At 68.8% G+C, this 16594-nt stretch carries 5 protein-coding genes and 3 tRNA genes; 5 read left to right on the forward strand and 3 right to left on the reverse strand.

What is annotated here, in order from left to right; all coding sequences use genetic code 11:
* Positions 1 to 65: 65 nt before the first annotated feature.
* Entirely contained in the window at positions 66 to 1517 is a 1452-nt protein-coding gene (locus ACZ4EG_RS03000) for an FGGY family carbohydrate kinase (protein ID WP_453552043.1), read from the reverse strand.
* A gap of 170 nt (positions 1518 to 1687) precedes the next feature.
* Positions 1688 to 1993, reverse strand: coding sequence for a YtxH domain-containing protein (locus ACZ4EG_RS03005; protein WP_263208446.1), 306 nt, complete (start codon positions 1991 to 1993; stop codon positions 1688 to 1690).
* A 157-nt stretch (positions 1994 to 2150) separates the two neighbouring features.
* Here ACZ4EG_RS03005 and ACZ4EG_RS03010 point away from each other — a divergent pair.
* The 3 genes from ACZ4EG_RS03010 (at position 2151) to ACZ4EG_RS03020 (ending at position 2546) form a co-directional block, all read left to right on the forward strand.
* Positions 2151 to 2223, forward strand: a tRNA-Asn gene (locus ACZ4EG_RS03010).
* Between the two features lie 5 nt (positions 2224 to 2228).
* Positions 2229 to 2301, forward strand: a tRNA-Asn gene (locus ACZ4EG_RS03015).
* Between the two features lie 168 nt (positions 2302 to 2469).
* Positions 2470 to 2546 (forward strand) — tRNA-Ile (locus tag ACZ4EG_RS03020).
* Between the two features lie 429 nt (positions 2547 to 2975).
* On the opposite strand, the gene ACZ4EG_RS03025 is transcribed toward ACZ4EG_RS03020, so the two are convergent.
* Positions 2976 to 6896 carry a LamG domain-containing protein gene (locus tag ACZ4EG_RS03025; protein ID WP_467789303.1) on the reverse strand — a complete coding sequence of 1307 codons (3921 nt, stop codon included), beginning with the start codon at positions 6894 to 6896 and terminating at the stop codon, positions 2976 to 2978.
* Positions 6897 to 7229: 333 nt separating this feature from the next.
* Between ACZ4EG_RS03025 and ACZ4EG_RS03030 the strand changes: the two genes are divergently transcribed.
* On the forward strand, positions 7230 to 15839 hold the full coding sequence (locus ACZ4EG_RS03030) for a ricin-type beta-trefoil lectin domain protein (protein WP_467789304.1): 8610 nt from the start codon (positions 7230 to 7232) through the stop codon (positions 15837 to 15839).
* A 122-nt stretch (positions 15840 to 15961) separates the two neighbouring features.
* Positions 15962 to 16489: a suppressor of fused domain protein gene (locus ACZ4EG_RS03035; RefSeq protein ID WP_467789470.1), complete on the forward strand. Its 528-nt coding sequence runs from the start codon at positions 15962 to 15964 to the stop codon at positions 16487 to 16489.
* Positions 16490 to 16594 lie beyond the last annotated feature (105 nt).

Below are 16594 nucleotides of genomic sequence, written 5' to 3' on the forward strand. Positions count from 1 at the left end.
GTTACCTCAACCGATTAACCCGACAGTCCGGCTCCAGCGGGCCTCTTGCGACTCCTTTGCGGACCTTACGACCGAAACGCCCCGGGATGGGTCTGCTCGCGCACCGACATGAACTGCTGCCGCACCGCCTGCCCCACCGCCAGCTGGTCACCGGGGTCCAGGATCTGAGCCGCCGCGCCCTGCCAGGCCGGCGGGGTGCGCGGATCGAGCGCGCCCTGGGAGACGCCGAGCGCCCAGGCCGCCTGGCGGGCGGCGCCGATCGCCGCGTAGTCGGCGGGCTGCGGTACGACGACCTGCGCAGCGAACAGCGAGGGCGCGGCGGACTGCACCGCCGACAGCTCGGCGGCCTGCCCCAGCAGGAAGACCCGCCGCACGTCGACGCCCCGCCCGCGCAGCACGTCGAGCGCGTCCGCGAGCCCGCAGAGCATGCCCTCGAAGGCGGCCCGCGCCAGGTGCTCGGGCCTCATGGACTCGCGTCTGAGGCCCGCCAGGGTGCCTGCCGTGTGCGGCAGGTTCGGCGTCCGCTCGCCCTCCAGATAGGGCAGCAGGACCAGTCCGTGGGACCCGGGCGTGGACTTCATCGCCAGGTCGGACAGGCTCTCCAGGTCGGGCATCCCGAGGAGTTCGGCGGTGCCGCGCAGGGTCCGTACGGCGTTCAGGGTGGTCACGACCGGCAGGTGCATGCCGGTGGCGTCGGCCAGCGAGGTGATCATGCCGGTCTGGTCGACGAGGGCCTCGGGGTGCACCGCCATCACGGACCCGGAGGCGCCGAGCGACACCACCGCGTCGCCGAGCCCGAGGCCGAGCCCGAACGCGGCGGCCATCGTCTCGCCGGTCCCCGCGGAGATCAGCAGCCCCTCCGGGGTCGTACCGGCCGCGTCGGAGGGACCGATCACCTCCGGCAGCATGGCCTGGTGACCGAGCGCCAGCTCGACCAGTTCGGGCCGGTAGCCACCGATGGCCGCGGACCAGTACCCGGTGGCGGAGGCCCCGCCGCGGTCGGTGGTCCTTCGCACCGGCCGCCCGAGCAGCTGCCAGACGAGCCAGTCGTGCGCCTGGAGCAGGATCGCCGTCCGCCGGGCGTTCTCGGGCTCGCTCTTGGCGAGCCAGCGCAGCTTGGTCACCGACTGCGCCGCCTGCGGCACCGAGCCCACCGCCTGCGCCCACGCCTCGCGGCCGCCGAGCGCGTCGACCAGGTCGGCCGCCGCGACCTGCGCCCGCTTGTCGCCGCCGACCATGGCGGGCCGCACGGTGTTGCCCTGTGCGTCCAGCGGTACGAGTGCGTTCTGCTGGGCGGAGACCCCGATGGCCTGCACACCCTCCAGGAGCCCGCCGCCGGCGGCCTCGCCGAGGGAGAGCAGCCAGGCCTGCGGATCGATGTCGGAGGGCCGGCCGCTCTCGGGGTTGTCCACCGGGTGCGGCGCATAGCCCTGCCGCAGCACGGCTCCCGTGTCCGTGTCGCAGACGACGATGCGTGTGAAATCGGGCGAGCTGTCCAACCCGGCGACTATCCCCATGGGAAAATTCTGCCGTACCGCGCCGCGGGGTTTCGCCGCTGGGCGCCGTTGGGGTGACGTCGTATCTCGGGCGCGGGCCGTCCTGGGCCGGTCGCGCCCCGCGGCGGAGCCGCAAATGTCACAGCCGCGCGCCCTGGGGATATGGGGGTGCCCGGTGCTGAGAGGGACCGCTAGGTGTTGCTCGTGCCCCAGTCGTCCGTGCCTGCGCCGTTCGGGTGGTGGGCTCGCATGGCGCGCATGCGCTGGGTCACCGCGTCGGGTACGTGATCGCTGACCTTCTCGCCGACCGCGTGGGCCGCCCGGCCCGCCAGGACGCGCCCCTGCTGGGCGGCCGACTCCGCGGTGTTGCGGACCGCCGGATTCTGCGCGACCTGCCGTGCGGACTTCTTCAGCTGCTCGTAGCGCTCGCGCCCGGCCCTCGTGCCGAGGACGTAACCCAGGGCGAGTCCGGCGATGAACGTGAGCCGGTAGCGCATGGCGGCCACCCTTCCCTTGTGTAGGTCTGCGGTGCGGCGTTGGCGCGGGGGGAACCGATTGGCGGAGCACCCCCCTGCTTGCGCTAATGTATGTGTCGCAGCGAGCGCGCGCCCCCTGGCGAATACCCAGGTAGGTACGTTCGATGCAACGAGGCATTCCTCCGTAGCTCAATTGGCAGAGCAGCCGGCTGTTAACCGGCAGGTTACTGGTTCGAGTCCAGTCGGGGGAGCTCGGTCCTCCGTAGCTCAATTGGCAGAGCAGCCGGCTGTTAACCGGCAGGTTACTGGTTCGAGTCCAGTCGGGGGAGCATGCTGAACGAGGACCCCGCCGGGGTCCTTTTTCATGTCCGAGGGAACCACCCGGCCCGGGGCGGAGTCCTCAAGGTCATGTGAAGCCGACCATGCGAAGCAGGAGATCGTATGAGCGGCTATGCTGCGGCAGACGGCGCGCACACATGTACGCGACACGCCGCTATGGGGCGGTAGCTCAGCCGGTTAGAGCAGCGGACTCATAATCCGTCGGCCGTGGGTTCGAGTCCCACCCGCCCCACCAGAAACGTTCCCTGACCTGCGGAAACGTTCTTCCTGCGTGCTGGAGCATCAACTCCGCCCCAACGGACCGAATCCGCTGCTCGCGAGTTCAACGGCACCTCCACTCACGGTGGGTCGACACCAGGCTGACCTGCGTGAATACGTTGGATCACGGAGTGAGCGAGCGGCACTCGCGGCGTCAACGAGGAGCCGAAGGCGCCATTGGGGACGCTGTGAGGACACAGGTCTGGCGAGGAGCTGCCTGCGATGCCAGCTCGGCAGATCCTGCTCCGGCTGCCGGGGAGACGGTGCTGCGACCTGGGACAGGGTTGCTGGGGGATCTGGATCACCTCCGCTCGAGCCGAGTCCGGCCGCAGCGGATGTCCTGGCGTGACGCGGGCCCGCCCCGGTCAAGCCGGGACGGGCCCTGGGCGAGCGCCGACCGTGGTGCTCAGTCGAGCTGGACGACCTTGGGGTTGTCACCGGTGGTCGCTGCGTCGGCGGGGGGCAGGGCGGTGGGATAGACGCGGATGTTGCTGATCGCTGCGTTGGCGTACTCGCCGTAGGTGCCGGAGGAGAGCTTGCGGCCGATCTGCACGGGGCCGGTGGCGTTCCAGGGGGTGTAGGCCCAGTCCCTGGTGCCGGTGAGCTTGCCGTTCACGTACAGGCGGAGCTCCTTGGCGTTGGCGTCGTAGACGCCCACCAGGTGGGTCCACTGACCGGTAGTGGCCTTGCTGCCGTAGGCGGCTCGCCACACGGCGCCAGAGGCGTCGGTGCTGTGCCGGCCGAAGGCCCAGACCTGGGCGCCGGAGGAGTAGTACAGCTGGAAGCCGTTGTTGGTGGTGCCGTTCTGGGAGAGGAAGGTGCTGTTGGCGGTCGTTGAGTTGAGCTTGACCCAGGCGGAGACGGTGAAGCTCTTGGAGGTGTCCACGGCCGGGCCGGTCGTGCCGGCGTACCCGGTGGTGCCGTTCAGGGTCACGGCGTTTCCTCGGGTGGTGTCGGTGGTCCAGGAGTAGCCGCCGGACAGGGTGGCGTTCAGTGTGCCGGTGCTGTCGGCGGTGGTGGCACCGCTGCCTTCGGCGAGCTTCCACCAGTGGGTGGCGGTGTCGGTGACCGAGCCCAGCGAGACCGGCGGGGCGAAGCCGTAGGTGGGCGGGGAGGTCAGGACCGGGCTCTGCCGGTAGTTGTATTCGACGAGCTGGCCGAAGGGGCCGACGGCGTACAGGTCGGGGTTGCCGTCCGGGGCGCCGGGGTTGGTGTCGCCGGTCTGGACCGGGCTGTTGACGTCGCCCGGGGAGGCGACCACGGGGTAGAGGGCCGGCGACAGGGTGAGCCCCAGGCTGGTGTGCGTGCCCGGGTGGAGCAGGGTCGGGACCAGGGTGGTCGGGTCGATGGTGATCGGGTAGCTGTACAGCTGGCCGGTGGCGTTGTCGCGGGACCACAGGACCGGCTTGTTGTCGAAGGTGCCCGCGGCGATGAGGGTCTGGGTCGTCCAGTCGCCGTCGCCGAGCAGGATCGGGTTTTTCAGGTGGTAGCCGCCGTCGGACTGGTAGATCCAGAGCTCCTTGTTCTCGACGGTGATGACGGCGGGGTAGTCGTTGGTGTTGCCGAAGACGTTGCCCGGTGCGATGAGCTGGCTGACGTTCCAGTTCTTGCTGTCGTAGTCGGTGCTGCGGCAGCGGGTGTCGTCCGCGACGACGTCAGGCAGTGCGCAGGTGTCCTTGACGACGAGGTCGAACCGCTTGCCTGCGAAGCCGCCGAAGGTGGACCAGGGCGATGCCGGAAAGGACGCGTCGTCGACGGGGTCCAGGTCGTTCTTGACGATGTAGAGGTTCTTGCTGGTCTTGTTGTACGCCCACAGGTCGTCGCCGTTCGCTCCGTGCAGGTTGCCGCGGTGGGCGATGACGTAGTTGTTCCAGCCGGTGCCGTCGGGGGAGTCCTCCTTGGTGGACACGGTGACCGGGCCGGTGACGGCCGGCGGGGTGCCGGTGACGGGGTCGCTGTGGACCGGGGCGGTGGCCTGGGCGGGGTCCTGGTTGCCGGGGACGAGGTCGAGGTCGCCGGTCTTGGTGGTGGCGAGCAGGTCGGGCACGCCGTCGCCGGAGATGTCACCCGGCTTGATCTTGGTCGCCGGATCCCACGGCACCGTGAAGGTGTAGCCGGCGGGACTGGTGGAGATGTTCCCGGCCTTGTCGACGCCGGCGACGTAGAGGGTGTGCACGCCCCAGTCGCGGATCGGGACGGGGATGGTGGCGGTGGAGCGTCCCTGGCTGTCGGTGCCGGAGACCGCGGCGGTCTGGCCGTCGGCGTCGGTGGGCGGCGAGTCGAACTGCCACAGGAAGGACTTCATGCCGCTGTACTTGCAGGCGCCGGGGTCGCAGCTGTCGTCGGAGGCCGGGCTGTCGGTGCCGGCCACGGTGAAGTCGGTGGTCTTGCCGGGGCCCGCGTAGACGGGGTCGCCCTCACGCGCGGTTCCGACCTGCGGGAAGGCGGGGTTGCCGGAGATGTCCGGGGTGGGCGGCGCCGTGAAGTCGGTGTTGAACCAGCAGTGCTCGGACTTGCCCGAGGTCAGGTTCTGGTCGGGCGAGTCGTCCTCGGCGTAGACGTCCCAGCCGTACTGGTGGCCGTCCTTCAGAGTGGCGCCGATCTGCATCGCCGCGTCTGTGCCGGAGGCCAGCCACCCGCTGTCCGGGGTCGAGACGGAGGCGCCGTTGCCGTCGCCGTCGGGGTCGACCGTGCGGTCCCAGACGTAGTAGTGCGCCCTGACGTTCTCGCCGGAGATCTGGGAGGTGACGGTGGAGTGCAGGGTGATGTCGCTGCCGGCGTCCGAGTAGGTGGTGGCGCCGATCCAGCCCACGCCGCTGGTGGTGCAGGCGGCCGAGGCGCCGGTGGCCGCCGGGGTCGTGTGCAGGTTGCTCGGTATGCCCGGCGGGATGTCGAACTTGGTGGTGAGGGTCAGCGTGGTCGACATGCGCAGGTAGTCGTCGTTGCCCGAGGTCTGCGACTCGTTGCCGTACAGGCCGATGGTCCAGGTGTTGGTGCCGTCGCCGAAGGTGCCGCCCGCGTCATAGCCGTTGCCGTCCTGGTCGGCGATCTTCTGTGCCTGGTCCTTGACGTGGAAGGTGGCGGTGCTGTTGCTGCAGGAGCTGCCGGAGTTGGCGCCGCTGGGCACGGTGTCCGTCACCGGCGGGAAGGCGGTGTCGTGGACGCCGGGCCGGGACAGCCAGTCGGTGCTGGAGCCGATCGCGTTGGTGGTGTGGAGCGTGAGCGGCTGGTTCTGGCTGCAGTTGTAGCTCGCCGCGAACGTGGTGGAGATCTTCACGTAGGCGTCGTAGACGACGAACGAGGAGTGCAGTCCGCTGGTGTTGATCGCCCAGTACGAACGCTCCAGACCGACCCCGCAGGCGCCGCCCCACCGCTGGTAGCCCACGCCCTGGCCGTTGGTCTGCGCCTTGTCGTACTGCGGTGAGTTGTCGCAGGCCGAGCTGGAGTAGACCTCGGTGTAGTGGCCGGCGGTGGAGGAGACCGGGTTGGTGTACGGGTCGATGTACACCGGATAGGTGGTGTCCGGGTCGGTGAGCATGCCCGCGTCCGGGGTCAGCGTCACGGCCTTGCTCGTGGCGGTCATGGCGACCGGCTCGGTGTCGGCTCCGGGGCCCGGGCCGTCGACGGAGGAGGCCGTGCCGGCGGCCGGACCGTCGGTCTTCGTGGGTGTGGGGCCGGAGTCCCACATCACTGGCTGCGGGCTGGTGTAGGTCAGATCGCCGTCGGCCGCGGTGGCGGTCATGGTGTCGCCGTCAGCGGTGGCCAGAGAGAGGCCGTGCGTGTCGGCGGCCAGCGTGAGCTTCTTCAGCTGAGGGTTCGCCGCTGCGTCCGCGTCGTGCACGACCAGGACGTCGCTGAAGCCGCCCTGGTCGGTGACGGACACCGACAGATCGACGCCGGGCAGCACCGATGGGTACACCGCGGTGTCGCCGCTGACGTCCGGCTTCGGCAGCGTGAACGGCAGGGTCAGAGCCATGCTGGGGCCGTCGGCGTGGGTGAGGGTGACCAGCGGGCCGTCGCCACCGCCGGAAAGGGTGACCCCGTTCGGGGTGGCCTTGGGCGCGTAGTCGCCGTGGCCGTCGGAGGCCAGGGTGGCGTCCAGCGGGGTCCACTCGCCGTCCTTGAACACCCGGGTCGGCAGCACGCTGGTGGTGTTGGTGAAGGTGCCGTCCGGCAGCGCCTCGGTGGCGGAGACCTCCGTGGTCAGCGCGTCCACCGGGACGGACTGGCCGGTGGACTCGGCCTGCGCCTGGGCTGCAAGGAGCGGATCGGCCGGGGTGGCACTGAAGTCGTCGGCCACGGCGGGCAGTGCCGGAAGGATCGTCAACAGGCCCACAACGGCGGCGAATAGGGCCAGTCTGCGCCCCGGAGCGGCGCGTCTGTGACCGGTGCGTATCGGTGGTCTGTGCACGTAGGCGGGCTTCCTTCGGGTCGCGGGCAGCGGGGTGGGGGAAGCCCGGTTGCCACAGAGATCTGAGAAGTGATCAATTTCGGCACAGAACCTACACAGCATCTGTCATGAACACGCATGGTCTCCTTCTGGAAATGGCAAAGGGTCTTGAGTAGTGATCACGGCCCTACCTAGCCTCCGGTCGATCACTCACCTGTGATCTGACTGTGTGACGGACCCTCAAGTGGGCCGTTCTGTGGGGGGTTACACGTGAGTGGCAGACGGCGCTGGTTCGCGGGCACATGGCACCGGAGATTCTTCGGCGTGCTGGGGCTGTGGACCATTCCGGTTGCTCTGCTCGCGCTGCTGCTGCCGGTGGCGATCGCCTCGGGCTTCGGCATGCCGGGCTTCCTTGCCGGCCACGACGGCGGTGACGGCTTCGGCCACCACGGCGGCTTCACGTTCGACGGCGAGGTGTGGCGCCCCAAGAAACTGCCCGCCACCAAGGCCGTAGGGGCGCATCTCCTGCAGCCGAAGGCACAACGACACCCCAAGGGCTACAAGCCGCTGAGCACGTACCGGGCGACGTCGGCCCGGTGGCCCAAGGCCGGCACCGCCGTCGTCGACCTCGGCCCGCAGAGCATGGCCAAGCCGGTCAAGGCGGGTTCACTGCCCGTCTGGGTGGCGCCCGCCGGCACCAAGCACGGCGTCGACGCCGTGCGGGTGCAGGCCGCGTCCCACACCCAGACGCTGCGCACCGGCGCCAACGGCATGCTCCTGGGCATCACCCCCTCCGGCACGACGTCCGCCCACGGCCGGGTCAAGGTGGTCATCGACTACTCGGCGATCGCCCGTGCTTACGGCGGCGGTTACGGCTCCCGGCTGCGGCTGGTTCAGCTGCCCGGATGCGCGCTGACCACCCCGCAGAAGGCGGAGTGCCAGAAGGCCACCCCGCTGAAGTTCACCAACCGTGCCTCCGCCGAGCAGCTGACGGCGACCGTCACCATGAGCTCCGCCTCCGTCGATGACGCGGGCGACTCCAAGTCGGCTGATGGCACGGCCAGTTCCAAGCCGACCGCGAGCGCCTCCCCGTCCCAGTCCCCGGACGGCGCCGCCACCGCCACGCCGACCCCGAGTGCGCAGTCTCCCGAGCCGGCCCGGAGCAGCGGATCCCCGAAGCCGTCCGAGAGCGCGAACGGGCCGGAGGCGATGTCGGCCCGCACCGCGCCGCTGAGCGCGGCCGCTGCCGCCGGCACCACGGCGCTCGCCGTGACCTCGGGCACCTCTGGCTCCCAGGGTGACTACGGGGCGACGGAGTTGTCGGCCGCCGGCACCTGGCAGGCCTCCGCCACCGGCTCGTTCACCTACTCCTACCCGATCTCGGTGCCGGCCGGGATCGGTGGCAACGCGCCGTCCGTCGGCCTGAGTTACGACTCGCAGACCGTCGACGGCGAGACCACCGCCCGCAACTCCCAGACCTCGTGGGTCGGGGACGGCTGGAGCTACCAGGTCGGTTCTGTGGAGCGGGCTTACCGCAAGTGCGGCTCCCTGCTCGACTCCGGCGGAAGCAAGATCCTCAAGGGCTCCGGCGACGAGTGCTGGGGCGGGGACAACGCCACGCTGTCCTTCGGCTCGCACTCCGGCGTGCTGGTGCCCGACGGGGTGGACTCGAACGTGCCGGGGGAGATCAGGCAGTGGCGGCTGCAGGGTGACGACGGCACCCTCGTGCAGGAGCTGTCCGGCGCCGACAACGGCCTGCACGACGGTGTCTACTACCGGGTCCTGACCACGGACGGCACCGCCGCCTACTTCGGCGCCGACCATTCCCCGAGCGGTGCGGGCACCGGTGCCACCATGCCCGCGAACCCTGCCGACTCCTCCACGCACTCCGCCTGGGGCGTCCCCGTCCTGCACCCGCGCTCGACGGACCCCTGCCACGACGACGCCAAGGGCAAGGCGTCCCAGTGCGACAAGCCGGAGGGCTGGCGCTGGAACCTCGACTTCGTGGTGTCGCCGGGCGGATTCGTGCAGCGTTACGACTACACCACCGAATCCAACTACTACGACCTCGGCGGCGGCCAGACGGCGGCCACCGACGACCCCGACGACACCGGCACCCTCACCCCGTACACCCGCGGCGGCGCGCTGACGCTGATCTCGTACGGATACACGCTGGCGGACGAGCAGGCCGGGCGGACCCCGGCGGCCCAGGTGGACTTCGGCCTCGCCCAGCGGTGCCAGACGACCGACACGTTCACCGACTGCTCGGCCTCGAACCTGAAGGACAGCACCGCCACGCACTGGCCGGACGTGCCGTGGGACCTGCACTGCGACGCCACGGACAAGACCAAACTGCCGGACGGCGCCACGACCGTCCCCGACGACGTGTGCATCACCTCCGGGCCCAGCTTCTGGACCACCACCCGGCTGGACTCCATCGTCACCAAGGTCCATGTGAAGGCGACCGACCAGCTCACCGCGGTCGACTCCTACAAGCTGGGCCAGATCTACTCGGACGCGGGCGGCACCGTCGACCCGGTCACCGGCACCACGGTGGACCCGAAGGACGCCGGGATGCTGCAGGCCGTCATGTGGCTGCAGTCCATCAAGCACACCGGCAAGGACACCTACGACAACGGCAACAGCGACATCACGCTGAACCAGGTGTCGTTCACCGGCACCGAGATCGACAACCGGGTCAACGACGACTCCCCGTCCGCCCCGCCGCTGTACCGGCCGCGCATCTCCAGCGTGCAGACCGAGACCGGCGAGTCGATCGCGGTCGAGTACAACCCGGCCCCGTGCGCGGGCAAGACCCTCTCGATCTCCCAGGCGGACGGCAACACCAACTCCTGCTATCCCGTCTACTGGACCGTCCCCGGCGCCTCCGAGCCGATCGCGGACTGGTTCAACAAGGTCACGGTCAACAGCGTGGCCGTGTCCGACCTGACGATCGCCGGCCAGTACAAGCCGGACGCCCAGAACAACCCGGCCGGCTCCGAGACCCAGATCTCCCGCTACAGCTACACCGGCCCGGCCTGGCACCGCGACGACTCGGCCCAGACCGACGACCAGTACCGCACCTGGGACCAGTTCCGCGGCTTCCGCACCGTCACCGTGCAGACCGGCCAGGCTCCGGAACCGGTCACTCAGCGGACCACCACCTATCTGCAGGGCATGGACGGAGACTACAAGGCCGACGGCACCCGCCGCTCCGTCACCGTCGACGCGAAGGTCGGCGGCAACACCGTGCTGAGCGTCACCGACTCGGACCAGCTGTCCGGCACCGCGCTCCAGGACGCCACCTACACCCAGGCCGGCGGCACGGCCGACGCCGTCAACATCAACGGCCCCTTCGCCTTCACCACCACCGCCTCCGCCAACCAGACCCCGTGGACGGACTGGACGCAGGAGGACAACCCCGGCGAGACCGAGCCGGCCCTGTCCACCCTGCCCGACCTCACCGCGCGCCGGATCAAGTCCAGCAGCTCACTGAAGTACACACTCCTGTCCAACGGGACCTGGCGGCACACCAAGACCGACATGGCGTACGACAGCCAGGGCCGCCTGTCCACCGTCAACGAGCACGGCGACGGCGTCGACCCGAACCAGGAGAAGTGCACCACCACGACCTACGCGGCGCCGGCGTCCGGTAACTCGATGACCCTCGGTTTCCCGGACCAGGTCACCAGCGTCAACGGCCCGTGCGGCACCGCGCCGAGCGCGAGCACGCTCCTGGCTGACAGGAAGTTCTACTACGACGGCGACGGCAGCCTCACCGACCTGGGCACCTTCGGGCAGCTCGACCAGACCGGCAGCACGGCGATCGGCCGGGTCACCGCCGTGCGCACGGCCACCGGCTACACCGGCACCACGGAAAACTGGCAGACCAACTCGGCGATGAAGTACGACGGCGCCGGGCGGATTACCGACACGCTGGACGTCACCGGGCAGAACACCCACACGGCCTTCACCCCGCCCTGGACCTCCGCGGGCGGCAACACCAACCCGACCGACATCACCACCACCAACTCCCAGAACTGGACGGTCACTTCCTCCCTCGACGCGCTGCGCGGACTGCCCACCGAGAACGTCGATGCCAACGGCCGCAAGACCGAGATGACCTACGACGCGCTCGGCAGGCGCACCGCGGTGTGGCTGCCCGGCCGGGACAAGGCAGCCGGCCAGAGCGCGGACCGCACCTTCGAGTACGCCATCAACCCTGGCGCCGTACCCGCGCCCGGAGACACGATCACCCAGCCCGGCGCACCGACGTCCGTCACGTCGAAGACTCTGCGCGAGGACGGCACGTACGCCACCTCGATCACGATCTACGACGGCATGTTGCAGCCGCGGCAGACCCAGGCCACCGCGATGGGCGACTCCAACTCCGGCCGCGTCATCTCGGACACCTTCTACGACTCGCACGGCTGGCAGGTCGCGTCCTACGCCCCGTACTCCGAGCCGAACAACTTCCCCTCGACCACGCTGTACGCGGCGAACGAGAACCAGATCCCCTCGGAGACCACCACCACCTACGACGGCCAGGGCCGGACCCTCAAGCAGACCCTCTGGCACCAGGCCGTCGAGCAGTGGCACACCTCCACCAGCTACCCGGGGGCCGATGAGGTCGACACCACGGCACCTGCCGGGGGCCGTTCCACCGCCTCCTTCACCAACGCCATCGGCCAGACCACCAGCACCGTGGTGAAGAACACCGGCTCCACGGTCACCCTGCCCGGCGGCTCGGTGATCCCCTCGGGAACCTCGCTGACCTCCAACAGCGTGCGCCTGACGATGCAGGCCGACGGCAACCTCGTGCTCTCCTCCCTGGCGACCGGCGCGACGATCTGGTCCTCCGCCACCGGCGGTCACCCCGGCGCCTGGGCCAAGTTCGGCACCGACGGCAACCTGGTCATCTACAGCACGGCCGCGGCCCAGCTGTGGACGACCGGCCTGACGGCCACCACCGGCGCCACCTTCCAGGTCCGCAACGACTCCACCGTGGCCGTCGTCGCCTCCGGCGGCGCCATGCCGTGGAAGCAGGGCACCGCTGGCAACGTCCCGGCCGCCGACGCCACCACCCGCTACACCTACACCCCCGCAGGCCGGGTCGAGTCGATCAAGGACAACGCGGGCAACACCTGGTCGTACACCTACAACCTGCTCGGCCAGAAGCTGACCCAGACCGACCCGAACACCGGCACGACCACGTTCGACAAGTACGACGTGGCCGGCAACCTGCTGCAGACCTCCGACGCGCGCGGCCAGGCGCTGTCCTTCACCTATGACTGGGACAACCGCGCCACGGCCGAGTACGCCGCCGCCTGGTCGGCCACCCCGGACGCATCCAAGCTGCTGGTGTCCCATGTGTACGACACGCTGGAGAAGGGCTACGAGACCTCGGCCACCCGTTACGTCGGGGGCGCCTCGGGATCGGCGTACACCCAGGCCGTCACCGGCTACAACACGGCCTACCAGCCGCTGGGCACCACACTGACGATCCCGGCCGCGGACGGCTTCGCCGCCGCCGGACAGAGCAGCGCGCCCACGAGCGGCACCGTCACCTACACCTCCACGGCCCGCTACACCCCGAACGTCGGCCTGCTCTCCACCACGCACTACCAGGCGGACGGTAACCTGCCGGCCGAGGACATCGACTACGGCTACACCCAGCAGGGCAACCTCGACGGCATCGGCGGCTTCATCAACTCCGCCAACACGCCCGCCTACCTGGACACCGCCGTCCACGACGCGTTCGGCCGCGTGCTGCAGGCCAACTACGGCCCCACCGGCAAGGAGTTGGCGACCTTTGCCCAATACGACGCCACCACCGGGCGCGTCACCCAGACCAGCAGCATGGTGCAGACCTCGGCCACGGCTCTGGACGTCGTCAACCTGCGCTACAACCAGGCCGGCGAACTCACCGCGACCGACGACCTGCAGAACAACACCACGCACGACACCCAGTGCTTCACCTACGACTCCTTCCAGCGCCTGACCGCCGCCTGGACGGACACCGCGGGCATCACCGACCCGAACGCGGCCACGCCCGGCGCAGTCGGCGGCTGCAACACCGCGCGGGTGCAGACCACCACCACTGCCCCCATCACGGCCGGCACCGTCGGCGGTCCGGCCCCGTACTGGCAGACCTACACCTACGACCAACTCGGCGACCGCACCGGCATGGTGGGCCACGACACCACCGGCAACGCGCTCAACGACACCACCCAGAGCATCGCCTACCCCGGCGTCAACGGCACGGCGAGCGCGACGCTGCCCGACCAGGCGGGGAAGGCCACTCTCACCAACCCGGCCGGTACGGCGACCATCACCTCGACGTACACCGACCCCGCCCACGGCAACGTGAACGCCGGCGACACCATCAGCCGGAAGGTGACGACCACCGGCCCGCTGACCAGCGCCTTCACCATCTCCGGCGGCGGCAAGCGGTGCGTCGACGACGCGGGCGGGTCGACCACCGCGGGCACCAAGGTGCAGATCTACACCTGCAACGGGTCCACCAGCCAGAAGTGGACGATCGGCACCGACGGCACGGTGAAGGTCCTCGGCATGTGCTTGGACACGTCCGGCAACGCGACGGCCTCGGGCACCCTCGTGGTGATCGACACCTGCAGCAGCACCACCGCCACCCAGAAGTGGAAGGTCACCACCGCAGGCACCCTGGTCAGCAATGCCAACAGCGCGATGTGCCTGACCGACCCGGGAGCCTCCGCCACCAACGGCACCCAGCTGACCATCGCCACCTGCGGCGGCAGCGGCCAGACCTGGACCAACGCCGCTACCGGTGCCGTACCGGCCGGCCAGACCCAGACCTTCACCTACGACGCCGAGGGCCGCACCGCCACGGTCGCCACGACCTCCGGCACCCACACCAACACCAGCAAGTACCTGTACGACGCCAAGGGCGGTCTGCTGGAGCAGACCGCCGCGGTCGACGGCGTGGACAAGACCCGCATCCTCTACCTCTTCGGCGGCGCCGAGCAGATCACCCTCAACGTCGCCGCCAAGACCTGGACCGGCCTGCGCAAGATCACCGGCCCGGACGGCACCACCGTGACCCGCTCCAGCAGCGGCACGGTCACCTACCAGGTCGCCAACGGCCAGGGCACCGCCCTGACCGCCGTCAACGCCGCCACGCTGGTCGCCACCCGCCGCTCCTTCGACCCCTGGGGCAACACGCGTGGCACCAAGCCCAGTTCCTGGGTGGCACCGGACGAGAACCACGGCTTCCTCGGCCAGCCCGCCGATCCCGTCACCGGTCTCAACCTGCTCGGCGCCCGCAACTACGACCCCGTCATCGGCCGCTTCCTCACCCCGGACCCGATCTTCCAGGCCGGTGACCCCAACCAGATGGGCGGCTACACCTACGCCGCCGACAACCCCGCCAGCAGCAGCGACCCCACGGGTTACGACGACTGGTACAACGACCCGTCGATGAACAAGTGCGCCGTCGACTGCGATCCGGAGCCTTCCCCGTCACCGGCGCCCGCGCCCACCAGCACCTCCAGCGGCAACGGCAATGGCAACTCCACTCCGCAGCCGTCTCCCGGGGTCACGCCGCCCGCGACACCGCCCGACCCGAACGCCGGCGGCGACTCCATCTACAGCATCTTCTTGGATTTCGGTGTGGCGATCCGCTCCCTATCCGTCTGCGAGTTCTGGCTCACGGGAGGGGGAGCGGACCACGAGCAGGCCTGCAAGATAGCCGGCGGCGTCTACTCCGGAGGCATGGACAGTGGCGGCGTCGGAGCTCTCGAGCGCGGTGCCGTGGGCGAGGGGGAAAGCGCGCTGGTCAATACGGCCAGAGCCGGAGCGGACGCCGACGCGGCGGCAGCAGCCGGCGCGAGCGCCAAGGCCGTCGACGAGGCAGCATCCGACGTGGGGGACCTGGCGGCGCTGAAGCGGGCGAACGCACAGGAGCATGCCTCGGAGGCGAGCGCGAAGGCGACCAGGCCGAGCAAGCCGGAAGCGGGTAACGCGGGCACGAAGCCCGCGGAATCGGCCCGGTGCAGCTTCTCCCCTGACACGCCCGTCCTCATGGCCAGCGGCAAGACCAAGGCGATCGGCAAGATCAAGATCGGCGACAAGGTCGAATCAGCCGATCAGAAGACCGGCAAGCACGCTGGTTCGCGCGCGGTCCAACACGTGTGGATCAACCACGACCACGACCTGCTCGACGTCACCATCCGCACCAAGGACGGCCGCAGCGCCACCATCCACACCACCGCCAACCACCCCTTCTGGGACGACACCACACACACCTGGGTCCCTGCCGGCAAACTCCACCCCGGCGACAGGCTCAACACTTCCACCGGTCACCACGCCCCTGTCGTCGCCACCCGGCCCACACCCGGTACTGCCGATCGCTGGAACCTCACCGTCCAGCAACTCCACACGTACTATGTGGTGGCAGGCGGCACGCCGATCTTGGTCCACAATACCGAAGGGGGTGGCGGTGAGAGATGTACGATCCCACTCTACCGATCTCCTGGAGTGGGAAATCAAGCGAGTGAAGCCAATGGTTTGAACCCTGCTAATCACAGCGGAAATCATGCGACTATTTACCTCTCCAACATGCCGGAGGGTGCGGCGCAGTATGCGGGGAATGGGCACGATCCCGGATTCCATGTATTCTATATGGATTCTGCATTCCTGGATTCGAATGCAGGAGGAACTATGGAAAAGACATTCGGAGATCTTGAATTCCCCCTTGAGAACAAGAATGGCCTCCAGGGTGTAACTGAGTTCAGGATTCCAGCGGGGCGGGCTGACGAGTTCAATTCGTTTATTGATCATTCTCGAACCAAATGGGTGCCTTCCTATCAGGGGTGGTGGGATGAGGGTGATCTCGGCTAGCTCCATAGAAGAGATCGGAGCGGCTATCATTCGCCACACTGTCTATTCCTTGCGGAGCGTCTGAAGTGACTGGTCGTGACACCGCTGAGCGGCTTGCCCTGTACCTGGCGCACCTGCGTGCCGTGACGGGTGAAGACCCGATCATTGAGGAGGTCGAGCCGCGTGACCCGAGCGATGGCCGCGTTCTATCCCTCGGATACAGGGACGTGCCGGGCCCCGGTCTCCTGACTGGGGTTACGTACGGGCTCTCGCTTTCAAGTCCCGGAGGCGGGGTGGCCAGTCGTCACGAAATGGTCATTACACTGCGAAGCCGGGATTTGTCTTGGGCTAGGGTTCCGGCTAGGGCTGTCGGTGCGCTGCGCGGACTTTCGCCGTTTGATCCTGGTCGCGCAATTGGCTATGCGCAGCGATTTGTCGAAGAGTCGGGGATGTCGAGCCTTCTCTTGGGAGATCCAGCGAGTAGCCTGGGGCTCGTCCCGTTTAGCGTGGGCCCGGTCGAGTCGGGGGACAAGGGTGAGGGTGTGGTGGACTTTGTGGGCGTCTATCCAATCTACTCATCCGAGCGAGAGTTTGTGAAGAAGAATGGATTTAAAGCATTCTGGGAACTCGAATGGGATCGATTTGATCCATTGCGTGAACCGATTGCTTGAGTGGGTGCAGTCTATTTGTTAGATTCCTGGAAGCTGTAGAGAAGGCCTCACCGGATGTAATTCCGGTGAGGCCTCTGGGGTGTCTGACGGCAGTAGTTGACGGCA

The sequence above is a fragment of the Streptomyces sp. NPDC025638 genome (assembly GCF_055558775.1).